Annotated in this window: 23 protein-coding genes; 13 read left to right on the forward strand and 10 right to left on the reverse strand. The window is 67.6% G+C overall.

Going from position 1 to position 24,225, the window contains the following annotated elements; genetic code table 11:
* Positions 1-822 carry an oxidoreductase gene (locus HZY97_RS17480; RefSeq protein ID WP_180146797.1) on the reverse strand — a complete coding sequence of 274 codons (822 nt, stop codon included), beginning with the start codon at positions 820-822 and terminating at the stop codon, positions 1-3.
* A 98-nt stretch (positions 823-920) separates the two neighbouring features.
* Between HZY97_RS17480 and HZY97_RS17485 the strand changes: the two genes are divergently transcribed.
* Positions 921-1,823 (forward strand): LysR family transcriptional regulator, encoded by a 903-nt coding sequence (locus HZY97_RS17485; RefSeq protein WP_180146800.1) that lies wholly within the window; start codon positions 921-923, stop codon positions 1,821-1,823.
* Here the strand turns inward: HZY97_RS17485 and HZY97_RS17490 are convergent.
* Positions 1,820-4,135, reverse strand: coding sequence for a GH92 family glycosyl hydrolase (locus tag HZY97_RS17490; RefSeq protein ID WP_180146803.1), 2,316 nt, complete (start codon positions 4,133-4,135; stop codon positions 1,820-1,822). The genes HZY97_RS17485 and HZY97_RS17490 overlap by 4 nt on opposite strands.
* 95 nt (positions 4,136-4,230) lie before the next feature.
* Between HZY97_RS17490 and HZY97_RS17495 the strand changes: the two genes are divergently transcribed.
* From HZY97_RS17495 to HZY97_RS17505, 3 genes are all read left to right on the forward strand, one after another.
* Positions 4,231-5,802 (forward strand): MFS transporter, encoded by a 1,572-nt coding sequence (locus tag HZY97_RS17495; RefSeq protein ID WP_180146806.1) that lies wholly within the window; start codon positions 4,231-4,233, stop codon positions 5,800-5,802.
* 81 nt (positions 5,803-5,883) lie between these two features.
* Positions 5,884-6,780, forward strand: a complete 897-nt coding sequence (locus HZY97_RS17500; protein ID WP_180146809.1) for an iron-containing redox enzyme family protein — start codon at positions 5,884-5,886, stop codon at positions 6,778-6,780.
* Positions 6,781-6,812: 32 nt separating this feature from the next.
* Complete coding sequence (locus tag HZY97_RS17505; protein WP_180146812.1) at positions 6,813-7,853, forward strand: SGNH/GDSL hydrolase family protein; 1,041 nt, start codon at positions 6,813-6,815, stop codon at positions 7,851-7,853.
* Here the strand turns inward: HZY97_RS17505 and HZY97_RS17510 are convergent.
* The 5 genes from HZY97_RS17510 to lgt form a co-directional block, all read right to left on the reverse strand.
* Positions 7,816-9,123 carry a cystathionine gamma-synthase family protein gene (locus tag HZY97_RS17510; protein WP_180146815.1) on the reverse strand — a complete coding sequence of 436 codons (1,308 nt, stop codon included), beginning with the start codon at positions 9,121-9,123 and terminating at the stop codon, positions 7,816-7,818. The two genes, HZY97_RS17505 and HZY97_RS17510, sit on opposite strands and share 38 nt — an antisense overlap.
* Before the next feature lie 230 nt (positions 9,124-9,353).
* Entirely contained in the window at positions 9,354-10,118 is a 765-nt protein-coding gene (pgeF, locus tag HZY97_RS17515; RefSeq protein ID WP_180146818.1) for a peptidoglycan editing factor PgeF, read from the reverse strand.
* Positions 10,115-10,618 (reverse strand): GNAT family N-acetyltransferase, encoded by a 504-nt coding sequence (locus tag HZY97_RS17520; protein ID WP_180146821.1) that lies wholly within the window; start codon positions 10,616-10,618, stop codon positions 10,115-10,117. Before HZY97_RS17520 ends, pgeF begins: the two co-directional genes overlap by 4 nt.
* On the reverse strand, positions 10,615-11,619 hold the full coding sequence (locus HZY97_RS17525) for a class I SAM-dependent methyltransferase (protein WP_180147505.1): 1,005 nt from the start codon (positions 11,617-11,619) through the stop codon (positions 10,615-10,617). The genes HZY97_RS17520 and HZY97_RS17525 overlap by 4 nt, the downstream gene beginning before the upstream one ends.
* A gap of 94 nt (positions 11,620-11,713) precedes the next feature.
* Positions 11,714-12,586 (reverse strand): prolipoprotein diacylglyceryl transferase, encoded by an 873-nt coding sequence (lgt, locus tag HZY97_RS17530; protein ID WP_180146824.1) that lies wholly within the window; start codon positions 12,584-12,586, stop codon positions 11,714-11,716.
* Between the two features lie 116 nt (positions 12,587-12,702).
* Here lgt and HZY97_RS17535 point away from each other — a divergent pair, with 116 nt between their 5' ends.
* The 4 genes from HZY97_RS17535 to HZY97_RS17550 all read left to right on the forward strand — a co-directional run bounded on the left by HZY97_RS17535 (position 12,703) and on the right by HZY97_RS17550 (position 17,920).
* Positions 12,703-14,943, forward strand: coding sequence for a xanthine dehydrogenase family protein molybdopterin-binding subunit (locus HZY97_RS17535; RefSeq protein WP_180146827.1), 2,241 nt, complete (start codon positions 12,703-12,705; stop codon positions 14,941-14,943).
* Positions 14,944-14,950: 7 nt separating this feature from the next.
* The gene (gene hemH, locus HZY97_RS17540) at positions 14,951-15,958 is read left to right on the forward strand and encodes a ferrochelatase (protein ID WP_180146830.1); all 1,008 of its coding nucleotides are present in this window, start codon (positions 14,951-14,953) and stop codon (positions 15,956-15,958) included.
* A gap of 31 nt (positions 15,959-15,989) precedes the next feature.
* Positions 15,990-16,712, forward strand: coding sequence for an acetoacetyl-CoA reductase (phbB, locus tag HZY97_RS17545; protein ID WP_180146832.1), 723 nt, complete (start codon positions 15,990-15,992; stop codon positions 16,710-16,712).
* 209 nt (positions 16,713-16,921) lie between these two features.
* Positions 16,922-17,920, forward strand: a complete 999-nt coding sequence (locus HZY97_RS17550) for an esterase-like activity of phytase family protein (protein ID WP_180146835.1) — start codon at positions 16,922-16,924, stop codon at positions 17,918-17,920.
* Positions 17,921-18,025: 105 nt separating this feature from the next.
* Here HZY97_RS17550 and rpmB read toward each other — a convergent pair whose 3' ends face one another.
* Positions 18,026-18,328 (reverse strand): 50S ribosomal protein L28, encoded by a 303-nt coding sequence (gene rpmB / locus HZY97_RS17555; protein ID WP_180146838.1) that lies wholly within the window; start codon positions 18,326-18,328, stop codon positions 18,026-18,028.
* Between the two features lie 121 nt (positions 18,329-18,449).
* Here rpmB and HZY97_RS17560 point away from each other — a divergent pair, with 121 nt between their 5' ends.
* The 5 genes from HZY97_RS17560 (at position 18,450) to HZY97_RS17580 (ending at position 21,493) form a co-directional block, all read left to right on the forward strand.
* Entirely contained in the window at positions 18,450-18,812 is a 363-nt protein-coding gene (locus HZY97_RS17560; protein ID WP_257215145.1) for a hypothetical protein, read from the forward strand.
* Entirely contained in the window at positions 18,812-19,009 is a 198-nt protein-coding gene (locus HZY97_RS17565) for a YqaE/Pmp3 family membrane protein (protein ID WP_180146841.1), read from the forward strand. The genes HZY97_RS17560 and HZY97_RS17565 overlap by 1 nt, the downstream gene beginning before the upstream one ends.
* Before the next feature lie 161 nt (positions 19,010-19,170).
* Entirely contained in the window at positions 19,171-19,602 is a 432-nt protein-coding gene (locus HZY97_RS17570) for a nucleoside deaminase (protein ID WP_180147511.1), read from the forward strand.
* Positions 19,603-19,676: 74 nt separating this feature from the next.
* Positions 19,677-20,984, forward strand: coding sequence for a hemolysin family protein (locus HZY97_RS17575; protein ID WP_180146844.1), 1,308 nt, complete (start codon positions 19,677-19,679; stop codon positions 20,982-20,984).
* A complete protein-coding gene (locus HZY97_RS17580; protein ID WP_180146847.1) occupies positions 20,981-21,493 on the forward strand; it encodes an STM3941 family protein in 513 nt (170 codons plus the stop codon). Before HZY97_RS17575 ends, HZY97_RS17580 begins: the two co-directional genes overlap by 4 nt.
* Here HZY97_RS17580 and HZY97_RS17585 read toward each other — a convergent pair.
* Both HZY97_RS17585 and HZY97_RS17590 read right to left on the reverse strand, forming a co-directional pair.
* Positions 21,490-22,239, reverse strand: a complete 750-nt coding sequence (locus tag HZY97_RS17585; protein ID WP_180146850.1) for a hypothetical protein — start codon at positions 22,237-22,239, stop codon at positions 21,490-21,492. The two genes, HZY97_RS17580 and HZY97_RS17585, sit on opposite strands and share 4 nt — an antisense overlap.
* Before the next feature lie 114 nt (positions 22,240-22,353).
* Positions 22,354-24,120 (reverse strand): VWA domain-containing protein, encoded by a 1,767-nt coding sequence (locus tag HZY97_RS17590; RefSeq protein WP_180146853.1) that lies wholly within the window; start codon positions 24,118-24,120, stop codon positions 22,354-22,356.
* Positions 24,121-24,225: the final 105 nt, after the last annotated feature.

The raw sequence follows: 24,225 nt of genomic DNA on the forward strand, positions 1-24,225 counted from the left end.
TCAGTCGGCGAAGTCGGTGCTGCGGGTCACCACTTCCCAATTGTCGATCTCGTCGATCACTGCGTCGAGCTTCGCCCGCGCCCGCGCGAGCGCATCGCTGCCGAGCAGGAGATGCAGGGGCGGATTGGACGAATCCGCCAAAGTGAGGATCGCCGCGGCGGCGCGGCGCGGGTCGCCGAGCTGCTTGCCTGCCATTGCGCTAAGCGCTGCCGCCGAACGCCCTGCCGACTGTGCATAGGCGACATCGGCGCCACTTTTGCGGATCGAATGATCCGATAGGAAATCGGTGCGGAATGCCCCTGGCGCCACGGCGGTGACGTGGATGCCGAGCGGCGCGACTTCCTGGGCCAGCGCTGCCGACAAGCCCTCGAGCGCGAACTTGGCGGCGGCGTAGAGGCCCGACCCCGAATTCGGCGCGCGCCCCGCGATCGACGTGATATTGACGATATGGCCGCTCCCCTGCGCGCGCAGATAAGGCAGCGCCGTACGGATCAGGCGGAAGGGGCCGAACAGGTCGACGTCGAACAGTCGCTGGACGTCGGCGTCACTTGCCTGCTCGATCGCCCCGAGCAGGCCATAGCCGGCATTGTTGACGATCATATCGATCGGGCCGGCCAGCGCGAATGCCTGCTCGACCGTCGATGCGATTGCCGCCGCATCGGTCATGTCGAGCGGGAGCAGGTGCAGCGTGCCCGGCCCCTGCTCCAATGCGGGCGGTGCGCCGCGCACGGTGCCGATGACGGTGTCGCCGCGTTCGAGCGCGGCCCGCGCTAGCGCGAGGCCGAGCCCGCGCGAAATGCCGGTGATGAACCAGGTCTTCATGATGCAAATCTCCTTCGCGGCAGGAGATGGGTGTCGCAGGCTGCCGGGATAATGGCGCCATTTTGCCATTTACTTGTTAGCGCTGCTAAGCAGTGGCGATGGCCTTGATCCCGCTTTCCGCCGATTATCAGCAGCTCCGGGGCTTTGTCGCGGTCGCGCAGCTGCTCAGCTTCAGTCGCGCCGCCGCCGCAATGGGGGTGTCGCCTTCAGCGCTCAGCCAGCTCGTCCGCGGGCTGGAGGAACGGCTGGGCGCGCGTCTGCTCAACCGCACCACCCGCAGCGTGTCGCTCACCGAGGCGGGCGCCGCGCTGCTTGCGCGCACCGAGCCGGCGCTGGCGGAACTCGGCGAAGCGATGTTGCAGGCGCGCGCAGGACGCGAAGGAGTTGCCGGGCGGGTGCGCGTCCATGCCTCGCGCTTCGCCGGCGAGTTGCACGTGGTCCCGATCCTCGAGCGTTTCGCGCGGGACTATCCCGACGTCGTGCTCGATATCTCGCTCGACGATACAGTGATCGACATCGTCGCGGGCGGCTATGACCTGGCGATCCGGATCGGCGAGCTGATCGAGCGCGACATGGTGGCGCTGGCGCTGGGCGAGGAGATGCGCCAGCTCGCGGTGGCGACCCCCGGCTATGTCGCGGCGCATGGTGCGCCCGAACATCCGCGCGAGCTGCTGCGCCATCGCTGCATCCGCTGGCGCTGGCCCGGCAATGCCGCGCCCTATCACTGGGAGTTCTGGGAGGATGGCTGGTTCCAGGTCGCGGTCGAGGGGCCACTGATCCTGGACGACAAGCAGGCGTGCATCGAAGCGGCACTGCAGGGCATCGGCATCGCCTTCGCGATCGAGCCCAAGGTGCGCGCGCATATCGAGCAGGGGCGGCTGGTGCCGCTGCTCGAGCCTTGGTCGGTGCCGTTCCCCGGCCATTATCTCTGCTACCCGCAGCAGCGCCACATGGCGCCGGCCGTGCGGGCGTTCATCGATGCGGTGCGGCGCGGACCCTAGCGCGCCGTGCTCATCGAATAGGGCCGCACCGCCTTGCCGGTCGCCCAGCTTTTGTTGGGCGTCGCCTGCATCGTGAAGCGCAGTTCGCCGCCGGCGATGATCTCGGCATGCTTCAGATAGCCGCGCGCCAGCGGTTTGCCGTTGAGCGTGACCTTGCCGATATATTTGTTCGTGTCCGACAGCCCGTCCGCCAGAATCGTGAAGCGCTTGCCGTTCGGCAGGTTGAGCGCCGCACGGTTCAGGAAGGGGCGGCCGATGACATATTCGTTCGAGCCGGGCGCGACGGGATAGAAGCCGAGCGCAGTGAACACGAGCCAGGCCGACATCTGGCCGAGATCGTCATTGCCCGAAAGCCCGTCCGGCGTCGGCTTGTACTGGCTTTCGACGATCTGCTTGAGCCGTTCCTGGGTGCGCCAGGGCTGTCCGGCATAGCTGTAGAGATAGGCGACGTGGTGGCTCGGCTCATTGCCATGGATATACTGGCCGATCAGCCCGGCAATGTCCTCGGCATGGCTGTAATCGAGCTTCGAATTGTCGAAGTCGAACATCGCGTCGAGCTTCTTCACCGCCGCCGCGTCGCCGCCCAGCAGGGCGAACATGCCGGCCTGGTCCTGCGGCACGAACCACGAATATTGCCAGGCATTGCCCTCGGTATAGTCCGATCCATAGTTGATCGCGGTGGGATCGAAGGGCGTGCGGAAGCTGCCGTCGGACTTGCGGGCGCGCAGGAAGCCGGTCTTCGCGTCGAAGCTGCCCCGCCAGTTGCCGGCGCGCTTCTCGAAGGCGGCGGCGACATCGGCCTTGCCCATTGCCTTGGCCATCCGCGCGATGGTCCAGTCGTCATAGGCATATTCGACGGTCTTGGAGGCGGCTTCGGGCTCCTTGTCGATCGGGACATAGCCGAGCTTCATGTACTGATCGAGGCCGCCATAGGGGCCATAGGTGGCGCTCTTCACCGCGGCGTCGAGCGCCGCGTTCGGATCGAAACCCTTGATGCCCTTCAGATAGGCATCGGCGATCACCGGCACGGCGTGATAGCCGATCATCGTCCAGGTCTCGCGCCCGTTGAACTGCCAGATGGGCAGGATCTCGAAGGGGCTGACCTGCTGGCTGGCGATCAGCGAGTTGATGAAGTCGGCATTCTTCTTTTCCGGCTGGACGAGCAGCAGCAGCGGATGCTCGGCACGGAAGGTGTCCCATAGCGAAAAGGTCGAGTGGAACGTGAAGCCCTTGGCCTGGCGGACCTGATCGTCCGGCCCGCGCCAGCGGCCGTCGGCGTCGGAGAAGACGCTGGGCGCCATCAGGCTGTGATAGAGTGCCGTAGCGACGGTCTTCCTGATCGGCGCGGGACCGGCGAGGTCGATCGCGCCGAGCGCCTTGGTCCAGGCAGTGGTGGTCTTTGCGCGGATCGCGTCGAAGTCGCCCGGTTCGCTCTCCAGATTGGCGATCGCGCCGTCCTCGTCGACCGCGGAGATCGCGACCTTCACTTCGAGCGGCTTGTCGAGCGCGCCGAAATCGAGCTGCGCGACCAGCGCGCGCCCGGCGAGCTGCTGGGCATCGTCTGCGCCGCGGCTCGGACCCTGGAAGCCCTTATACTCGACCTTCTCCTCCTTGTTGAGGAAGGCGTGGCCGGTGAGCGGTGCCGAAGGGCGGATCGCGAAGAACAGCTTGCGGGCGGGCGCCCAGCCGCGCGTCTCGCGCGCACCGGTGATCGTGCCGTCGGCGCGGATGCGGATCGAGGACCACAGGATCTTGCCCGGATAATTGTAGAGCGAGCTGCGCAGGTCGAGCAGCAGGTGCGCCGGCTTGCCGGCCGGGAAGGCATAGCGCTGGACGCCGATGCGCGTGCCCGCGGTCATCTCGGCGCGCACGCCCGGCCTGGCGAGCGTGACGGCATAATAGCCGGGCTGGGCCTGCTCGGTCTTGTGATCGAAGGGTGAGCGATAGTCGTCGGGTTCGAGCCCCGACACGTCACCCGCGACCGGCTGGATCAGGAAATCGCCCAGGTCCGAATGGCCGGCGCCCGAGAAATGCGTCATCGAGAAGCCCTGGATCGTCGGGTCCTCGTAGCGATAGCCGGCGGCGTGGCTGTAGCATTTGCGGATCTGGCAGGTCGTGTCGGTATCGGGGCTCAGCTGAATCATGCCGAACGGGGCGACGGCGCCCGGGAAGGTGTGCCCCTCGCCGCCGGTGCCGATCATCGGATCGGCCGCTGCATAGGTCGAACCCTCCGAAGTCTGCGCCAGGATCGGCTGGGCGGTGAACGACAGGGCGGCGAGCGCGGCGAAGCCGGTGCGAAGCTGAGCTAGCATGGCGGCAGGTTAGAGCATGGCCGACGCGGCGAGGCTAGCGCCGCTTTTCTTGCATGGCGCTTCGTGTAACGCTCGCGCCCAAGAGGGGATCGTCGATGCAGAACAGCCTATCGGACCGGCAGGCGCTTTGGGCGTTCGTGCTCGGCTGCGTGATGGTCACTATCGGCGTGCTGCTGCACATCCCGATGTTCCTGATGGGCCAGGGCATGCACTTCATGCTCGCCGGCATGCCGATGGGCTGGGACATGGTCGGCGGGATGGGGCTGATCATCGGTGGATGCCTGATCGCTGCCTATGGCCTGCTCCCGCGCGGCATCGCCGCGCAGCGCGCCGCAGGGGCGGGGATCGAGATCGCCGCGCCCGAGGACGCGCCGCTGAGCCTCGCGCATTGGCGGCTGATGGCGGTGCTCGTCGTCGCGCTGATCATCGATACGATGAAGCCTGCCTCGCTGGGGTTCACCGTGCCCGGCATGGTCCACGAATATATGGTGCCCAAGGAGACGGTGAGCCTCGTCCCGTTCTTCGCGCTGATCGGCACGGTCACCGGATCGGTGGTGTGGGGCGTGCTCGCCGACATCTATGGCCGCAAGGCGACGATCCTGCTCTCGGCGGTGATGTTCGTCGGCACCTCGATCTGCGGCGCGATGCCGAGCCTCGCCTGGAATATCGGCATGTGCTTCATGATGGGCGCGGCTGCCGGGGGCATGCTGCCGGTCACCTATGCGCTGCTTGCCGAGATGATGCCCAACCGGCACCGCGGCTGGAGCCTGGTGCTGGTCGGCGGGCTCGGCGCGGGCGGCGGCTATTTCGCGGCGAGCGGCGCCTCGACGCTGCTCGTGCCCGATTATAGCTGGCGGATCCTGTGGCTGCTCAACCTGCCGACCGGGCTGACCCTGGTGGTGCTCGGCGCGCTGATCCCCGAAAGCGCCAAGTTCCTGCTCGCGCGCGGCCGGGTGGTCGAGGCGCAGGCGGTGATGGCGAAGTTCGGCGCGGTGGCGCGCAAGCTGGGCACGCCTGCTCCGGCCACGCGGCGGCCCGGGCATGGCGCGCTCAAGGGCATGCATCTGTACGGCAAGCTCGCCGCGCTTTCGCTCACCGGCATCACCTGGGGCCTGATCAATTTCGGGCTGCTGCTCTGGCTGCCCAACCATTTCGTCAACGAAGGCTATTCGATGGAAGTGGCGAGCCGGCTGCTCGCGGAAAGCGCGCTGATCGCCTTCCCGACGATCTTCGTCGGCGCGCTGCTCTACAGCCTGTGGAGCACCAAATGGGCGCTCGGCGCCTCGATCGCGGTGACACTGCTGGGGCTTGCGGGCGTGCTGCGGATGGAGCTGTTCGGCGGCGGCAGCCCGGTGCTGCCGGTCGCGCTGCTGATCATCGGGATCAACGGCATCATCGCGATCCTGCTACCCTATACCGCCGAGAGCTTCCCGCTCAGGGTGCGCGGCCGGGCGACGGGCTGGGTGGCGGCCTGCACCAAGGCGGGCGGAGTGATCGCGCAGGCGCTGTTCATCTTCAAGCTGGTGCCCTCGATCGGCGTGGTGGCAGGGGCGATCATGGTGCCGATGCTGGTCGCGCTGGCGCTCGTCGCCTGGTTCGGACGCGAGACCCGCGGCGGCGACCTGCGCCAGCTCGACGACGCGATGGACGAGCCGCTTACGGGCTGAAAAGCGTTTAACCTAAGTTGGTTGCCGGAACTCCCCTGCGCGCTCGCCGGTTTGGCGGGGCAAGCAGGAGAGACAATTCCCATGGCAACCCGCCCCCATGATTTCGCGAATGATCGCGGCTCGCAATTTTTGAAGGACAGTTTCCAGCGCGGTCTCGCCCATTGGAACCGCGAGCGGCTGGCGCCCGCCTTTCCCAGCGCCGACTGGCAGAAGCGCTTCGAGCGCGACATGAAGATGCAGCGGCTCGAAGGCGCGTTCCTCGAGGAGTTGCGGGCCGAAGTGGCGGACGAAGCCGCCGCAGCGCCGACCGATGTCGAAGGCTTTATCGACTGGTTCGAAGGGCTGAAGGCAGTCGGGCCGGGGCAGGGTGATCCGCTGTTCCCGTGGCTGGGCGAGGAAGCCGACCGGGACCAGCTTCGATGGTTCTTCGAGCAGGAAGCCGCCGGCGAGGCGGGGTTCGACGATCTCGTCGCGATGACTCAGGTCAAGCTGCCGGTCCGCCCCAAGCTCGAGCTTGCCCGCAATTATTGGGACGAGATGGGCCACGGCACCGAAAAGGGCATGCACGGCCCGATGCTCGATGCGCTGGTCGAGACGCTCGAAGTGGAGCCGGTGATCGAGAATACGCTGTGGGAGAGCCTGTGCCTCGCCAACGCGATGACCGCGATGGCCACGCAGCGCCGCTATGCCTGGCATTCGGTGGGTGCGCTCGGCGTGATCGAGCTAACCGCGCCGGGCCGTGCCGCGCTCGTTGCCGAAGGACTGAAGCGCGTCGGGCTGAGCCCCAAGGAAGCGCGCTATTTCACGCTGCATGCGGTGCTCGACGTCAAGCATAGCGAAGACTGGAACCGCGAGGCGATCCGCCCGGCGGTCGAGGAGGATCCGCGCCGCGCCACCGCGATGGCCGAGGGTGCGCTGATCCGGCTGCGCTGCGGCGCGCGCTGCTTCGAGGCGTATCGCGCGCAGCTCTGGGGCTGACGCGCAGCGGTACAGCGGGTTAGGGTGGCGGGATGAAGCTCGTCGCCCTGCTCGCTCCGCTCCTCCTCTCCACCACGGCTGTGCCCGAGGGCAAGCCACTTGCCGTCGATGTCGGCGGGCGGGTGGTTGCCGAGGGAAAGGCGATGCGCTTCGGCTGGCCGGGGGCCTATTTCGAGGGGCGGTTCCGTGGGACCGAGGTCACCGCCAGCGTCGAGACGCAGGGCGACTTTCTGCGGTTGAGCATCGACGGGCGGACGTTCCAGACCCTGGTGACGCCGGGGCCGGCAGTGGTGAAGATCGCCGGGCTCAAGCCGGGCGTGCACGTCGTGCGGCTGGAGAAGCTGACCGAGAGCCAGTCGGGCAGCTCGCGCTTCCTGGGCTTCACCACGCCGGGCACGCCGCTGGCACCGATCATCCGCCGCGCCGCCATCGAGTTCGTCGGGGACTCGCACAGCGTCGGCTATGGCAACATTTCGGCGAGCCGCGACTGCACCCAGCTACAGGTGCATGACACCACCGATACCAGCCAGGCATTCGGGCCGGTGCTGGCGAAGCGGCTGGGCGCCGAGTACCGGGTGATCGCCTATTCGGGCTATGGCGTGGTCCGCAACTATGCCGGCGGCAAGCCCGGCGAGAACCTCCCCTTCCTCTATCCCCGCGCCATTCCGGGCGAAGCGGCACCCGCCGCGCCGGATAGCTGGCGGCCGCAGGTGATCGTGGTCAATCTGGGCACCAACGACTTCTCGACCCCGGTCCATGCCGGCGAGGCCTGGGCGGACGGCGCGGCGCTCCATGCCGACTACCGGATGCGCTACATCGACTTTGTCAAAGAGCTTCGGCGCCTCCAGCCCCAGGCGAAGCTGGTGCTGATGGGCGCCGAGACTTTCTACCCCGATGTCGCCGCGGTGGCCGAGGCGACGGGCGCGACACCGGTGAAGGTGCCGCAGCTCGAGATGACGGGGTGCCACTGGCACCCCTCGCGCAAGGACCACCGCATGATGGCGGACCTGCTCGATCCGCGCGTGCGGCCGGCGCTTACACTGCCTTCAGCGCCTCCTCGAAATCGGCGATGAGGTCGTCGGCATCCTCGACGCCGATCGAGATGCGGACGAGATTGTCGGTGATGCCCAGCGCCTGCTTGCGCGCGTCCGGCACCGACAAATGCGTCATGCCGGCGGGATGGCTGGCCAGCGTCTCGGTGCCGCCGAGCGACACGGCGAGCTTGGCGATCTTGAGCGCGTCGAGGAAGGCGAATGCCTCCTTCTCGCCGCCCTTGAGATAGAGCGAGAAGGTCGAGCCGGCGCCGGTGCAGTGGCGGTTATAGATGTCCGCCTGGCGCGAGCCTTCCTCGAGGAAGCCGAGATAGCCGACATGCTCGACCTTGGGATGGGTGCGCAGGAACTCGCAGACCTTCACGGCATTCTCGCCGGCGCGCGACATGCGCAGCTCGAGCGTCTCGAGGCTGCGCAGCAGCATCCAGGCGGTGTTCGGATCGCAGATCGTGCCGATCGTGTTGCGCATCAGCCGGATCGTGTTGATGTGCTCCTTCGAGCCGAGCACGCCGCCCGCCACGAGATCCGAATGGCCGCCGGCATATTTGGTCAGCGAGTAGACGACGATGTCGGCCCCCTGCTTGAGCGGCTGGGCCCAGAGCGGCCCGAGGAAAGTGTTGTCGATCGCGATCGGCGGCTTGGCGCCCTTGAAGATCGCGTCGCGGCTGGCGCGGACGGCCTCGACATCGACCAGTGCGTTGGTCGGGTTGGCGGGGCTCTCCAGATAGATCAGCGCGACGTTGCCGGACGCGGCCTTGCCGAGCACCGCGTCGATCTCCTCGCGGGTCGCGCCCGCCGGGAAGTCGAGCCAATGCACGCCGAAGCGGCCGAGGATGCGGGCGATCAGCGTCTCGGTCGCGGCATAGAGCGGGCCCGAATGGACGATGGTGTCGCCCGGCTTGACCATCGACAGGAACAGGGTGGCGATTGCCGACATGCCGCTGGAGAACGCGAGCGCGTCCTCGGCGCCTTCCCAGATGCCGAGGCGATCCTCGAGGATTTCCTGGTTCGGGCCGTTGAAGCGCGAATAGACCAGCCCGTCGGCGCCGCCCGGGCGCTTGCCGGTGACACCCTCGAAATGGCGCTTGCCGGCCGCAGCATTGGGGAAGACGAAGGTCGAGGTGAGGAAGATCGGCGGCTTCAAGGAGCCTTCGGAGAGCACCGGATCATAGCCATGGCCCATCATCATCGTGCTGGGCTTGAGCTTGCGATTGCCGACCTTGTCGACATTCGCCTTGGGGCGGCGTCGCGGGGTGCCGCCGGTCAGGTCGGCTTCGGTTTCGTCGGTCATGCAGGCTCTCCGGATGTAATTCTATTTCGTATCATCTGTAACGATTTGGCTGCGCTTGGGGAGCCCGAAAGTCACGAAAGTCACGACACTCACGCGCGGGCGCGCGCGAGGGAGCTTTGTCGCGGGCTGCGGCGTGGCGAATTGAGGGCGAGTCGACAGGCCATGCTTCGAGGGAAACATGGGAAATCCTACATTGGAAGGGGATTGTCCCGCTCCCAACGGGAGAGGGGTTACAGCCCGATGATCGAGATCTGCCGGCCGTAATCGGGCTCGCTGCGATGCGTCGCGCGGCGGAAGCTGTAGAAATGCTCCGGCTGGGCGTAGGTGTCCTGTCCGAGCATCTCGACGGTGCGGATGCCCGCCGCGGCGAGGCGCGAAGCGACATAGGCTTCGAGGTCGAACTGCCAATGATCCTCGCGGCGGCCTTCGGTGAAGAAGCGCTCATTGTCCGGGTCGGCATCGGCGAAGCGGGCAAGGAAGACGACATCGACTTCATAGGATGCGCGGGCGATGCACGGGCCGATCGCGGCGACGATGCGCTCACGCTTTGCGCCGAGCGTCTCCATCACCGCGATCGTAGAATCGGTGACGCCGCCGACTGCGCCCTTCCAGCCGGCATGCGCGGCGCCGATCACGCCCGCGTCGCGGTCCGCAAACAGCACCGGCGCGCAATCGGCGGTGAGGATGCCGAGCGCGAGGCCCGGGCGATCGGTGACGAGTGCGTCGGCATGCGGGCGCAGCCGGTCCTCGAACGGCTCGACGATCGCGACGCAATCGGGCGAATGGACCTGGTAGAGCGTGACCAGCCGGCCGCCGGGCAGCACCGCTTCGGTCGCACGCCGGCGGTTCTCGGCGATCAGCGCGGGATCGTCCTGCGAGCCGAGACCGACATTGAGGCTGGCCATGTCGCCGGTCGAGACGCCGCCCTTGCGGCCGAGAAAGCCGTGCGCGACGCCGTGCAGCGCGCGGGCCTGGAAGACTTCGACTTCGTTCACAGCACCCGCCGCATCAACCGGTCCTCATCCTCATGCGCGCCGACCAGGAAGATATAGGGGCCGCGATCCTCGAAGCCGTTCTTCTCGTAGAAGCGCTTGGCCCGGTGGTTGTCGACATAGACCGAGAGCCACATCTCCTCGGCGCCGCGCGCGCGGCCCTGGTCGAGCGCCCAGTCGATCAGCGCCTGTGCCGCGCCGCTGCCCTTGGCCCGGTCGTCGAGATAGAGCTGGCGGAGCTCATAGGTGCGCGCGGTGGTTTCCGCCGGCAGGGTGAGGTTGCTGGTCTTGGCGAAGCCGGCCAGGCCCTGTTCGTCCTCCGCCAGGCGGAATTTGAGGTCGGGCTCGGCGAACTCGCCGGCCCAGGCCTCGGGGGTGAACTTGCCGAGGAAATCGGCGAGGTCGGCGGGCTGGTAGAGATGGCCGAAGGTCGCGACGAAGCTTGCGCGGAACAGCGTGTCGATCGCGGGCAGGTCGTCGAGCGTGGCGTCGCGGTAGTTCATTCCGAAAATCCTGCGGGCACCGGCCAGCCGGGCGCGGTGAAGGCGATCACCTTGAACAGCTCGCCCATCTGCTCGGGATCGACCAGCCGCTCGCGGTCCAGCGCCAGCTGCCCGGCGCGATCGGGGGTTGCGAGCGAGAGCGCAGCGGTGCGCTCCGCAATGCCGAGGCGAAGGAGGAACTCGCCTTGGGTTACCGGCCCGTGGACGATCAGCCCCTCGGCGCGCGCGGCCTCGGCCAGCGTGGCGAAATCGACATGCGCGGTCAGATCGGCCTCGCCGGGCTCGTCGAACGGATTGGCATAGGCATGGCCCTTCACTGCCTGCAGCGTGTCGCCGATCGCGGGGCCCTGATAGCCATAGTCGATGACCAACGCGGCGCCGCCCTGCGCAGTGAGGCGCGCGGCGAGCTGGCGCAGCACCGCGATGCTGGCGGGCGAGGTCTCGAGGATCGACCCCGGGGCTGCGTCCTGGAACGACTTGGGGATGATCATGTCGAAGCTGCGGTCCCCGGCGATCGGCAGGAACAGAGTGTCCTGGCAGGCGACGAGCCGCTCGCGCCAGCCCTCCGCCGTGGCGATCAACTGGCGGATCGGCAGCGCGTCGAAGAACTCGTTTGCGACGAAGATCAACGGTGCGTCGTCGGGCAGGCCGAGCACGCCGAGATGGAATTCGGCATGCGGCACGCGTTCGGCCTGGGCGGCACGCAAGGTCGGGCTGGTCTCGATCAGATTGACCGGCGGGGTGAGCCCGGCCTTGGCCATGGCGCGCAGCGCATCGGCGGCGAGCGTGCCGCGGCCGGGTCCGAGCTCGACATAGCGGGCGGGCGGCCGGCCGGCGCGGTCCCACAGATCCGCCACCCACAGCCCGATCAGCTCGCCGAACATCTGGCTGACTTCGGGCGCGGTGGTGAAGTCGCCTCGCGCGCCCAGCGGATCGCGCGTGGCGTAATAATGCGCATTGGCGGCGCCCATGAACTGCGACAGCGGGATCGGCCCGGCCATGGTGATGGCGCGGGAGAGCCGCTCGGCGAGCAGGGGTTCGGCGGCGTTGGCGTTCCGTTCGCCCGGCGCGGCGTCTAGCGGATTCTCGCTCACCTCAGGCCACGCTCTCCGCGCCCGCGATCGGCTCGACGCGCTCGCGGCGGCCCTTGGCGGTGGCGATCAGATAGATGCCGCCGACGATCATCGGCAGGCACAGCACCTGGCCCATATGGATGAAGCTCGCGAAGATCGTGCCGTCGAACTGCGCATCGGGTTCGCGGAAATATTCGACGAAGAAGCGGAAACAGCCATAGCCGAGCAGGAAGATGCCGACGAGCTTGCCCGGCGCGTAGCGCGCCCTGGTGCGCCAGAAGGCGAACCACAGGATGGCGAACAGCACCACGCCTTCGAGCCCGGCCTCGTAGAGCTGGCTCGGATGGCGGGCCATGTCGCCGGCGCCGGGGAAGACGATCGCCCAAGGCAGGTCCGCCGGTTTGCCCCACAGCTCGCCGTTCACGAAATTGGCGAGGCGGCCGAAGAACAGACCGAAGGGGACGACGCAGGCGACGTAATCGTGGACACGCAGCCAGTTGAGCTTCTGCTGGCGGCACATCAGGATGATCGCCAGCGTGGTGCCGATCACGCCGCCATGGAAGGACATGCCGCCGTCCCACAGCTTGAAGATGTCGAGCGGGTGCTGGATGAAGCGGTCGAGCCCGTAGAACAGCACATAGCCAAGGCGCCCGCCGACGATGATGCCGAGCGTGGCGTAGAAGACGAGATCGTCGGCGTGCTTCTTGCTCATCGGCGCGCCGGGCTCGCGCAGCAGGCGCAGCAGATACCACCAGCCGACCAGGATGCCGGCGATATAGGCCAGCGAATACCATTTGATGTCGAAGAAGCCGAGCGAGAGCGCGACCTTGTTGAGGCCGAGATCGGCGAAATGGATATGGTCGGCCGCGGCGGCGGCAAGGGTTGCAAGCAGCACTGATGTCCCTCCGGGGTGTGGGGCTCCGATAGAACAGGCGGGCGGCAAACCCAAGCGACTCTTCGATGCGGAGCGGCGGGGTGACAGCCTTTCCCACGCGCGATAGAGCGGGGAGGATGAAGGTCGAACTCGGCAAGCTCAGGCAGCTGGATCGGCGCACGTTGCTGATCGGCGGCGGCGTGGGCGTGGGGCTGGTGGTCGCCTGGGCGGTATGGCCGCGCACCTATCTGCCCAACCTCACCGCGGCGCCGGGCGAGAGCCTGTTCGGCGCCTGGCTCAAGATCGGTGCGGACGGGCATGTCTCGGTCGCGGTGCCGCAATGCGAGGAAGGGCAGGGCGTGTTCACCGCGCTGCCGCAGATCATCGCCGACGAGCTGGGCGCGGACTGGAAGCAGGTCGGCGTCGAGCCCGCACCGCTCAACCCGCTTTATGCCAATCCGCTGGCCGCCGACGAGCTGTTCGAGCTGGCGCTTGGCGGACTGCCCGAGCAATTGCGCCGCAGCCATGCCGCGCGCACCGGGCTGATGCTCACCGGCTGCTCGACTTCGATCCGCAGCTTCGAGGACCAGCTGCGCCATGCCGGGGCGACGGCGCGGGTGCTGCTGTGCAAGGCAGCGGCGCGGCGCTGGGGCACCGAGTGGCAGAGCTGCGACACGGCGGGCGGGCAGGTGATCCACGGCAATTCCAAGCTCGGCTTCGGGGCGCTGGCCGCCGAGGCGGCGGACGAGAGCGTGCCCGGCGACGTGCCGCTGCGCACCGGCGAGGCCAACCGGCTCTATGGCCAGCCGCTCCCCCGGCTCGATGCGCCGGCCAAGGTCGACGGCAGCCTTCTCTATGCCGCGGACGTGCGGCTGCCGAACATGGTGTTCGCCTCGATCCGGATGGGGCCGATCGGCGAGACGGCTTTGGTCAAGCTCGACCGGGCGGCGGCGAACAAGATCCCGGGCATGCTCGCGGTGGTGACGACCGACGACTGGGTCGCCGCGGTCGCCAATAACGGCTGGGCGGCGGAGCGCGCCATCGATGCGATGCGCCCGCGCTTCAAGACGCCCGAGGACGTGATCAACAATGATTCGATCGCCGATGCACTGAACGCGGCGATCAATGCCGACGGAGTGCGGCTGCACGAGGCGGGCGACCTGGCGGAGGATTTCCGCGGAGCCAAGGTGGTCAATGCCGAGTATCGGGTGGACGTGGCGCTCCACGCCGCGCTCGAGCCGGCGACCTGCACCGCTTCCTACGCCGATGGCCATCTGTCGCTCTGGCTGCCGACCCAGGCGCCCGGGCTGGCGCGCGCGGCGGCGGCGCGGGCGACCGGGCTCGGCGAAGGCGCAGTGACGGTGCATGCGACGATGGCAGGCGGCTCGTTCGGGGCGCGGCTCGAACATGACGTGGCGGCGCAGGCGGCGCTGCTGAGCCAGAAGATCGGCCGGCCGGTGCAGCTCACCTGGCCGCGCGGCGAGGACATGCGGCACGACCGCTACCGTCCGCCCGCGATCGGCCGGCTGACCGGCAAGCTCAACGGGCGGGGGCAGGTCTCGGGCCTGCTCGCCAAGATCGCCGCGCCCGAGACGGGGCGCGAGCTGGCGACGCGGTTGCTGGGGAGCGATCCTGTGGTGCAGGCCTCGCTCGCGCTGCCGGGCAAGGGCGATCCCTCGGCGGTGGCGGGGGCGGAGCCGATCTACGGCATCCCGAACTACGCGGTCGATCATCATGTCGCGTCGATCGGGGTGCCGACGGGCTATTGGCGCTCGGGCGCACACAGCTACAATTGCTTCTTCGTCGAGAGCTTCCTCGACGAGCTGGCGCATGTCGCCGAGCAGGATGCGGTGTCGTTCCGCATGGCGATGCTCGGCAACGAGACAAGGCTCGCGCGCTGCATCCAGACCGCGGCGCAACTCGGCGGCTGGCAGGGCGGGCAGCCGGGCAGCGGCCAGGGCATCGCCTGCCACGCGTTCCGCGGCTCCTATATCGCCGTGATGGCCGAGGCGCGGCTCGAGGGGCGCAAGGTCAAGGTCGAGCGGCTGGTCGCCGCGGTCGATTGCGGGCGGATCGTCAACCCGGACCTGGTCAAGCAGCAGATCGAGGGCGGGCTGATCTTCGGCATGGCGGCAGCGATCGCCGGATCGACGGGCTTCACCGAGAATGTCGCCGATGTGCGCGACATCTCCGAGCTCGGCCTGCCGACGCTTGCCGATGCGCCGGACATCACGGTCGAGCTGATCCGCAATGCCGCCGATCCGGGCGGGGTGAGCGAGCTGGCGGTGCCGCCGGTCGCGCCTGCCATCGCCAACGCGCTGCAATCCGCGAGCGGCGTGCGCTTCCGGGTGCTGCCGCTGCTCTCGGACGTCGAGTGATCCGCGAATGATCTGGCCCGAAAAGCATGTACCGGTCGCGACCGGCAAGATCGGCGTCCTGCTCGTCAATCTCGGCACGCCCGATGCGGCGGATGCCGGCGCGGTGCGGCGCTATCTGGCCGAGTTCCTGTCGGACCGCCGCGTCATCGAGATCCCGCGCATCGTCTGGAAGCCGATCCTGCACGGCATCATCCTGCGCACCCGGCCGAAGAAGTCCGCCCACGCATATGGGCTGGTGTGGCGCGAGGACGGATCGCCGCTCGCCGCGATCACCCGCGCGCAGGCGGTGGCGCTGGAGCATGCGTTCGGGCCGGACGTGATCGTCGATCACGCGATGCGCTACGGCAAGCCCGCGATCGCCGAGCGGATCGACATACTCAAGGCACGCGGCTGCGAGCGCATCCTGATCGCGCCGCTCTATCCGCAATATTGCGCGGCGACGACCGCGACCGCCAATGACGCCGCCTTCGCCGCGCTGGCGGCGATGCGCTGGCAGCCGGCGCTCCGCACCTTGCCGCCCTATCATGACCATCCCGCCTATATCGCCGCGCTCAAGGCGTCGGTGGAGGCGCGGCTGGCGGCGCTCGATTTCGAGCCCGATGCGATCCTGGCCAGCTTCCATGGCATGCCCGAGCGCACGCTGCACCTGGGCGACCCCTATCATTGCCACTGCCAGAAGACCGCGCGGCTGCTCGGCGAAGCATTGGGTCGCGACCTGATCGTCACCTTCCAGTCGCGCTTCGGCAAGGCGAAGTGGCTCGAGCCGGCGACGGATGTGACGCTCGCCGCGCTGCCGGCAAGGGGCGTGAAGAAGGTGGCGATCGTCGCGCCGGGCTTCGCCGCCGATTGCCTGGAGACGCTGGAGGAGCTGGAGATTCGCGGGCGCGAGACGTTCCTCGCCGCGGGCGGCACCCAGTTCGGCTATCTTCCCTGTCTCAACGACAGCGAAGGCGGCATCGACATGCTGCGCACAATTTTAAGCGAGGAGCTTGCGGGCTGGACCCAGCCTGCCTAGCGTTCGCCAACCCATAGAGGAGAGGAAAAGCATGGCACGCGTAGCGATCGTGACGGGGGGAACCCGCGGCATCGGCGAGGCGATCAGCCTTGCGCTCCGGGATGCGGGGATGACCGTTGCCGCCAACTATGCGGGCAATGACGAGAAGGCCAAGGCCTTCACCGATCGCACCGGCATCGCGGCGTATAAATGGGATGTGGGCGATTACGATGCCTGCCACGAAGGCGTGAAGCAGGTCGAGGCCGAACTCGGCCCGGTCGATGTCGTGATCAACAATGCCGGCATCACCCGCGACGGCACCATCCTGAAGATGAGCCGCGACATGTGGGAGGACGTGATCCGCGTCAATCTGGGCGGCTGCTTCAACATGGCGCACGCCGTGTTCCCCGGCATGCGCGAGCGCAAATGGGGCCGCATCGTCAATATCGGTTCGATCAACGGCCAGGCCGGCCAATATGGCCAGGTCAATTATGCCGCCGCCAAATCGGGCATCCACGGCTTCACCAAGGCGCTGTCGCAGGAAGGCGCGCGCTTCGGCGTGACCGTGAACGCGATCGCCCCGGGCTATATCGATACCGACATGGTCGCGGCGGTGCCGCCCGAGGTTCTCGAGAAGATCGTCGCCAAGATTCCCGTAGGCCGGCTCGGCCAGGCGCATGAGATCGCGCGCGGCGTGGCGTTCCTCTGCTCGGAAGATGGCGGCTTCGTCACCGGATCGACGCTGTCGATCAACGGTGGCCAGCACATGTATTGATGCCGGAGCGGCATCACTGAAATGACGAGGGCCGCCCCTTGCGGGAGCGGCCCTCAGCCCTCGATACGCTACGCGAGGGGTAAACTGTACGGGTGATAACAAACGCGACTCTACGCGGTTCCCTTTAGTTTCACCTGAACGCGCTGGTCATCTGGCGTTCATCTTTGCGGCGCTGGTTCTCCCCTGTGGAGCCGCTATGAGCGGAGGCGATGCAACGCCGCCCCGTGATCGCCTTTCTGCTGCTCTGCCTGATCCTGCTGCTCTCGGCTTCGGGCCGCGATAGCCGCGAGGTGTTGGGTCCGGAGCCGCGCATGACGGTGGAGCGCGTGCCGCTCGATGCCCATGATCCGGGACGCACCCGCGTCGGCGCGCTCACCTATCTCGGCGGGATCCGGCTGAAGAGCCCCGACCGCGCTTTTGGCGGCTTTTCCTCGATGCAGATCAAGGGCGACCGCTTCACCCTCCTCGCCGATGGCGGCACCTTCATCCGCTTTCGCATGGGCGCCGACTGGACACCGCGCGACCTGCGCTTCGGCGATTTGCCCGATGGGCCGGGCACCGGCTGGCTCAAGTCGCAGCGCGATTCGGAATCAATGACTTCCGACCCCGCAACCGGCCGGATCTGGGTGGGCTTCGAGAATTACAATGCGATCTGGCGCTATGACGACAGCCTCACACGGGCCGAGCGGAGCGTGCGCCCGGCGGCGATGCGTGGCTGGTCGCGCAATGGCGGTCCCGAATCGATGGCTCGCCTGGCCGATGGCCGATTCGCAGTGATCAGCGAGACGTCGCGGCCAAAGGGGCAGCGTTGGGGCCGCGAGGCTTTGCTCTTCGCGGGCGATCCGACCAGCCCGGGGGGCGAGCCGATTCGCTTCACCTATGTCCCGCCCGATGAGCGCTATGACCCGAGCGATGCGGTGCAACTGCCCGATGGCAGGCTGATCGTGCTCAACCGGCGCTTCTCGGTGCCGGGGCTGTTCACGGCGAAACTGACGCTGGTCGATCCGCGGGCGATTCGTGCCGGCGCCGTGGTGCGCGGCACCGAGATCGCCGCACTCGCCGCGCCGCTGCTCCACGACAATTACGAGGCGCTGGCGGTGACCCGCGAAGGCGATGACACGATCCTGTGGATCGCCTCGGACGACAACCAGCAATTCTGGGAATGGTCGCTGCTGCTCAAGTTCCGAATCGAGTTCGGCAGGCGTTGAGGCGCGGGCCGGGATTGCCGGCGGCGGCGATCGAACGCGGACATGCGAAAAGCCCGCCCTCCGCGTGGAGAACGGGCCCGCATTGAGCCGTCGACGGCGTGGCTGTTAGGCCGCGGTCTTCTCGGTCGACGCCGAAGCCTTGCGCACTTCGCGCTTCAGGCGACGGGCGCGCAGCGACAGATCGTCGTCGCTCGTCTTGAGCAGCCAGTTGTCCAGGCCGCCATTATGCTCGACCGAACGCAGGCCGTGCGTCGAGACGCGCAGGCGGACGCTGCGGTTCAGCGAATCGCTGATCAGCGTGACGTTCTGCAGATTCGGCAGGAACGTGCGCTTGGTCTTGTTGTTGGCGTGGGAAACGTTGTTACCCACCTGCCGGCCCTTGCCGGTCAGCTCGCAAATGCGCGACATCGTTTGATATCCTGGTTTGAGCCTCAGCGAACTGGGGCCGGAAAGGTGGCGCGGATAGCCGTAATGGGACGGAGCGTCAACCGATTCGCTAGAAGAATCGCCTTGTGCCGATGCAACCGCCATGGTTGATGCGACGTTGATTACGCGCCCGGACCAATTTTGGCGATTCATTTGGGGAGATGAAGCGATGCGTGGAATTCTCGTACTTATAGGCCTTATCGCGCTTGCCGTCGTGGTGCTCATGTCCGTGGGCATGCTCCACATCGAGCAGCAGCAGGGCGCCACCATGCCGACCATCACCTTCGATGCGAAGGGCGGCCAGCTGCCCAAATTTAAGGCCGAAACGGGATCGGTCGGGATCGGAAGCACCAACACGACCGTTGAGGTGCCGACGGTAGAGATGAAGAACACCACTGTGACCTTGCCCACCATCGAAGTGAAACAGGCCGGCGCCACTCCGACGCCGACGCCTGCCGCGAAATAATGACCCGGCGCCCCGGACCCGTGGTGGCGGCGGTGTTGCTGCCGCCCTTGGGCACATACTTGGCCAAGGGGCCGGGGCGCGATTTCTGGATCACCACCGGGCTGACGGTACTGGGGTTCCTCCCTGGCATTGGCTATGCGCTGTGGAGCGTGCTGCGGGATCCGGATGCTCGGGCGACTGAGCCAGCGATCGCTTAGCTGCTCCCCGGCGAAGGCCGGGGCCCAGTTGCCACGTCTTTCGTGAGGTTCCGCCCGCCAACCAGCTTTGTCGATGCTGGGCCCCGGCCTTCGCCGGGGAGCAGGTGACGGACTGGGATAGGTTGGCTAATCACCCTCCCATGTTCCCGCTCCCCGAACCGATGCGCCTCGCGCTCGACGCTGCGCGTGCAGCCGCCGAGGCGGGCGAAGTGCCGGTCGGCGCGGTGGTCGTGCACGACGGCAAGGTGATCGCCACCGCGGCCAACGCGCCGCGCACGCTCCACGATCCCACCGCCCATGCCGAGATGCGGGTGATTCGCGCCGCCGCCCAGCAGCTCGGCCGCGAGCGGCTCGAGGATTGCGACCTGTGGGTCACGCTCGAGCCCTGCGCGATGTGCGCCGGCGCTATCGCCCATGCCCGGATCGCGCGCGTCTATTATGGCGCGTCCGATCCCAAGGGTGGTGCGGTGGAGCACGGCCCCCGCTTTTTCAGCCAGCCGACCTGCCACCATCATCCCGAACTCTATCCCGGCATCGGCGAGGCCGAGGCGGGGGAGATATTGCGCGATTTCTTCCGCGAGCGGCGGGGCTGAAACCGCGCTTTCGTTGCGTGGATGCAACGCCAGTTGCCGCAGGGCACCATCTGCGGATATGAAGGCGCCACACCATGTTAGCGCCTTTCCCCTGGATAGACGTAGCGATCATCTTCGCGCTGATCGTTCTCAACGGCCTTTTTTCGATGTCCGAACTGGCGATCGTCTCGTCGCGCTCGGCGCGGCTCGAGGCGATGGCACGGGCCGGACGCAGCGGGGCAGGCGCGCGCACCGCGCTGCTGCTCGCCTCCGATCCGGGCAAGTTCCTCTCCACCGTGCAGATCGGCATCACGCTGATCGGGATCATCGCCGGTGCCTATTCGGGCGCGAGCCTGGGCGAGCCGACCGCGCAGCGGATCGAGCTGCTCGGGGTGCACAAGGAGCTGGCGCACACGCTCGGCATCACGATCGTGATCGGCATCACCACCTTCTTCTCGCTGGTGATCGGCGAGCTGGTGCCCAAGCAGTTCGCGCTGCGCTCGCCCGAGCCGATCGCGGTGGCGATGGCAGTGCCGATGCTGTGGCTGAGCCGCGCCACCGCGCCGATCGTCTGGCTGCTCGATTCGACCAGCGGGCTGATCTTCCGCCTGATCGGGCTCAACCGCGAATCGGAAAACCGGGTCACCGCCGAGGAACTGCACCTTATCGTGGCAGAAGCCAGCAAGTCGGGCGTGATCGAGGAGCATGAGCGCTCGATCATCTCGAGCGTCGTCCGCCTGGCCGACCGGCCGGTGCGCGAAGTGATGACGCCGCGCACCGATGTCGACTGGGTCGATGTCGATCTCGACGCCGACGGCATTCGCGAGGCGCTGCTGCTCACCCCGCACACCCGCCTGCCGGTGGCGGAGGGTTCGGTCGACAAGGTGATCGGCGTGGTCCAGGCGCGCGATATCGCCGCGGCTCTGTTCCGTGGCGAGGCGCTCGAACTGCGCAAGCTGATGCGCGAGGCGCCGATCCTGCCCGACACGGTCGATGCGATGGACGCGCTGGGTGCGCTGCGCCGCGCCGAAGTGCCGATGGGCCTCGTCCATGACGAATATGGCCATTTCGAAGGCATTGTGACGCCGGCCAATCTGCTCGCCGCGATCGCCGGCGAGCTCGCCTCGGACGTCAATCCGAGCGACAACCCCAATATCGTGACGCGCGAGGATGGCTCGCTGCTCGTCTCGGGCCAGATGCCCGCGGACATGCTCGCCGACCGGCTCGGCCTCGATCTCGACGAGGACCGCGATTACGCGACGGTCGCGGGCCTCGCGCTGGCGGTGCTCAAGCGGCTGCCCAATGAAGGCGACAGCTTTGTCGAGCAGGGCTGGCGCTTCGAGATCGTCGACATGGACGGGCGCAAGATCGACAAGCTGCTGGTGGACCGGGCGGAGAAGTGAGCGCGGCGGCCCGGCTTGTCGCGTACACGTCGCGGGGCAAGCAGCTGGGCCTGATCGCACTCGGCTTGCTGATGAGCGGCGCCGCGGCGTTTGCGGTGCGGCTCGCCGACCCGGTGCATGATCCCCTGCATTATTGGGCGGGCTGGGGCGGGCTGATCCTGTTCCCGCTCTGCACGCTGGGCTTCGTACGCCAGCTTTTCCGCACCGGCCCGGTGATGGAGATCGGCCCCGAAGGCGTGCTCTGGCGCCGCTGGTCACACGAGCGCATACCCTGGACGGCCTTCACCCGCGCTGCGGACATGTCGATCAAGCGCCAGCGCTTTGTTTCGCTCTGGTTGCGCGAGCCCGAGCGCTATCGTCCGGGCACGCTGTTCGGCCGCCTCGCTTCGGGCAACAAGCTGCTCGGCTTCGGGGAAATCGCACTCAGCGCGCAGGGCCTGACCTGCACGCACGAGGAGATGCTCGCGACAGTGCAGGCCAATGCGCCCGGGCTGTTCCGCGCAGGCTAGAGCTTCCCGAACACGCCTTCGAAGCCGGCGATGTCGTCCTTGGCGAGGAAGCTCGCCTGCTCGATCCAGCGGTCGCGGTGGATGCGGCCCTGGAAGTCGCCGAGCTTGGCGTCGAGCGCATCGGCTTCCTCGGGCGTCAGCGCGGCGAGCTGCGCGAAGCTGGTGATGCCGACAGTGCCCAGCCGATCGGCAAGGCGCGGGCCGACGCCCTTCATCCGGGTGAGGTCATCGGCTGCGGTGGCCGCGGGCGCAGGCGCAGGCGCAGGCGCGGGTTCGGCCGGCACCGGCGCGGCGACGTCCGAAGCGAGTGCGGCCGGCGAGGCATCGAACGCGGCGGCGATCGGCTCGTCTGCGAGGGGTTCGGGGGCGAGCGGCTCGGGTGCCGGCGTTTCCTCGACCACCGGCGGCAGCGGGGCGGGGACGATCTCGGCGACTGGCTCGGGCTCCACTACCGGCTCGGGCGCCGCCACGGGCGCGTGGGCTTCGGCGACGGGCTCGGGAGCAGGCGCGGGCGGCGGCGCGATCGGCTCGGGCGCCGCTACCGGCGGCTCGACGATCGGCGGGGGCGGCGGGGCGACGGGCGGAGTGATCGGCCGCGCGGGCGGCGTCTCCTGCACATAGTCCTCGTTAAATTCCTCGATCTCCTCGTTCGCCGCGCGGCGGCGGCTGGCGAGGCGGGCACCCCAGAACAGGATCATGAGCGCGAAGACGACTCCCGCCGCGATGACCGCGAACGGGAGCGTCAACCAAATCGGAGCCCCGTGAAAGAGCGGTTCCGTGCTGTTCATCTGCGCCTGTCCCCGTCGTACGAATTGCGATTCCTGTGCAATGCATACCGTGGTGCGGCGCAGCGCGACAAGCTAGTCGCTGGAGCCTCTCGCCGAGTGTCCCGAATCGGCAAGCTTCACCAGCCTGGTGAATTCGCTCCGCCAGTAATTCTCGGACGCCGGGGCGAGCGCGCCGATCTGGCGGTAGCTATAGCCGTTCAGATATTTGTCGCCGCGCAGATGCTGGCCGAACGCGGCGACCGAGGTGACGAAGGCCATGTCGCCGCGCGGCGCCTGTGCGCTCTGCAGCAGGCTCGCCGGCACCGGGCGCTCGATCAGCTTCGAGGTCTCGTTGCCCGGCGCCTTGTAGCGCAATTTGACGAAGGCCATCTCGCTGCCGGTCGAGGCTGCCGGAGCAGTGCGATTGGCGTCGTAGCGGCGCTCGGCGGTCCAGCCCGGCGCGCCGGCGGGCACGACTTCGTAGAGCGCGGTGACCTGGTGCCCCGCACCGATGTCGCCGGCATCGACGGTGTCGTTGTTGAAATCCTCCTCGGCCAGCGCGCGGTTCTCATAGCCGATCAGCCGGTATTGCTTCACCTGAGCAGGGTTGAACTCGACCTGGACCTTCACGTCCTTGGCGATGGTGAACAGCGTGGCGGAGAGCTCGTCGTCGAGCACCTTGGTCGCCTCCATCGCGCTGTCGATATAGGCATAGTTGCCGTTGCCGACGTCCGCGATGCGCTCCATCATCGCCTCGTTGTAATTGCCCTGGCCGAAGCCGAGCGTGGTCAGCGTGATGCCGTCGTCGCGGTTCTTCTTGACCAGGGCCTCCAGTGCCTTGTTGTCGCTGACACCGACATTGAAGTCGCCATCGGTGGCCAGGAAGATGCGGTTGATCCCGCCCTTGAGATAGTTGGCGCGGGCGACCGAATAAGCGAGCTTGATCCCGTCGCCGCCCGCGGTGGAGCCGCCGGCTGACAGGCAGTCGAGCGCCGCCTTCACATATTCCTTGCTCGAAGTCGGCTCGAGCACCACGCCGGCGGCCCCCGCATAGACGACGATCGACACGCGGTCCTTCGACGTCAGCCGATCGGCGAGCTGGGTGAGCGCGTGCTTGACCAGCGGCAGCTTGTCAGAATCCTCCATCGATCCCGAGACATCGACCAGGAAGACCAGGTTCGCCGGCGGCCGTCCCCTGGCATCGACGTCATAGCCGCGCAGCCCGATGCGCAGCAGCCGCGTCTCGGCGTTCCACGGCGTGGTCGAGACATCGGTGGTGACGCTGAACGGCACATCCTGCGACGCCGGCCGCGGGTAATCATAGCGGAAATAGTTGATCATCTCCTCGGTGCGCACCGCCTCGGCGGGCACGTCCTGGCCTTGCGTCAGGAAGCGGCGGACATTGGCATAGGCACCGGTATCGACATCGACCGAGAAGGTGGAGACGGGCTGGTCGGCGACCGAGAGGATCGACGCGACCGCCTTGCCGTCATAGCGCTCGCTATTGCCGGGGGTGCCATAGCCGGGGGTGCCGGTGACCTTGGCGGCAGGCAGCGTCTGGAGCTGGCTGCGCAAGACGCCCTGCGTGGCGACCGGTGGCGGAGGCGGCGCCATCACGCTGGGCGCCGGCATCGACTCGTACATCGGCATGGGCATCGGGGTTGGCGCAGGTATCGGGGGCGGCGCATAGCGCGGGCGCCTGCGGATATCCCGGTCCGTATTCTCGCGCACGCAGCGCACCGGCGAGTGGCGGTCCTGAACCACGGCGGGAGCGACCGGCCCGGCCTTGGGCAAGGGCGGCGGCGCGGCGGAGGTGGTGAGCAGAGCGGAACAACCGAGCAGCAGAGCGGTACGCGACATGGCAACTCTCCCCTTCAGAGTGCGACGCGCGAGTCGCTGCGCGCCCAGTTCCGGAATGTTGCGCCTTCGAGATGAGCGCCAGATGAACGAGATGTTATAATATGT

The sequence above is a fragment of the Sphingomonas sp. R-74633 genome (genome assembly GCF_013416555.1).
Taxonomy (GTDB): domain Bacteria; phylum Pseudomonadota; class Alphaproteobacteria; order Sphingomonadales; family Sphingomonadaceae; genus Sphingomonas.

Excerpts from the sequence above, each read along its gene's own strand:
- HZY97_RS17480 (WP_180146797.1), bottom strand. The coding sequence starts at position 822 with ATGAAGACCTGGTTCATCACCGGCATTTCGCGCGGGCTCGGCCTCGCG.
- HZY97_RS17485 (WP_180146800.1), top strand. The coding sequence starts at position 921 with ATGGCCTTGATCCCGCTTTCCGCCGATTATCAGCAGCTCCGGGGCTTT.
- HZY97_RS17490 (WP_180146803.1), bottom strand. The coding sequence starts at position 4,135 with ATGCTAGCTCAGCTTCGCACCGGCTTCGCCGCGCTCGCCGCCCTGTCG.
- HZY97_RS17495 (WP_180146806.1), top strand. The coding sequence starts at position 4,231 with ATGCAGAACAGCCTATCGGACCGGCAGGCGCTTTGGGCGTTCGTGCTC.
- HZY97_RS17500 (WP_180146809.1), top strand. The coding sequence starts at position 5,884 with ATGGCAACCCGCCCCCATGATTTCGCGAATGATCGCGGCTCGCAATTT.
- HZY97_RS17505 (WP_180146812.1), top strand. The coding sequence starts at position 6,813 with ATGAAGCTCGTCGCCCTGCTCGCTCCGCTCCTCCTCTCCACCACGGCT.
- HZY97_RS17510 (WP_180146815.1), bottom strand. The coding sequence starts at position 9,123 with ATGACCGACGAAACCGAAGCCGACCTGACCGGCGGCACCCCGCGACGC.
- HZY97_RS17520 (WP_180146821.1), bottom strand. The coding sequence starts at position 10,618 with ATGAACTACCGCGACGCCACGCTCGACGACCTGCCCGCGATCGACACG.
- HZY97_RS17525 (WP_180147505.1), bottom strand. The coding sequence starts at position 11,619 with ATGGCCGGGCCGATCCCGCTGTCGCAGTTCATGGGCGCCGCCAATGCG.
- HZY97_RS17535 (WP_180146827.1), top strand. The coding sequence starts at position 12,703 with ATGAAGGTCGAACTCGGCAAGCTCAGGCAGCTGGATCGGCGCACGTTG.
- hemH (WP_180146830.1), top strand. The coding sequence starts at position 14,951 with ATGATCTGGCCCGAAAAGCATGTACCGGTCGCGACCGGCAAGATCGGC.
- phbB (WP_180146832.1), top strand. The coding sequence starts at position 15,990 with ATGGCACGCGTAGCGATCGTGACGGGGGGAACCCGCGGCATCGGCGAG.
- HZY97_RS17550 (WP_180146835.1), top strand. The coding sequence starts at position 16,922 with ATGCAACGCCGCCCCGTGATCGCCTTTCTGCTGCTCTGCCTGATCCTG.
- rpmB (WP_180146838.1), bottom strand. The coding sequence starts at position 18,328 with ATGTCGCGCATTTGCGAGCTGACCGGCAAGGGCCGGCAGGTGGGTAAC.
- HZY97_RS17560 (WP_257215145.1), top strand. The coding sequence starts at position 18,450 with ATGGTTGATGCGACGTTGATTACGCGCCCGGACCAATTTTGGCGATTC.
- HZY97_RS17565 (WP_180146841.1), top strand. The coding sequence starts at position 18,812 with ATGACCCGGCGCCCCGGACCCGTGGTGGCGGCGGTGTTGCTGCCGCCC.
- HZY97_RS17570 (WP_180147511.1), top strand. The coding sequence starts at position 19,171 with ATGCGCCTCGCGCTCGACGCTGCGCGTGCAGCCGCCGAGGCGGGCGAA.
- HZY97_RS17575 (WP_180146844.1), top strand. The coding sequence starts at position 19,677 with ATGTTAGCGCCTTTCCCCTGGATAGACGTAGCGATCATCTTCGCGCTG.
- HZY97_RS17590 (WP_180146853.1), bottom strand. The coding sequence starts at position 24,120 with ATGTCGCGTACCGCTCTGCTGCTCGGTTGTTCCGCTCTGCTCACCACC.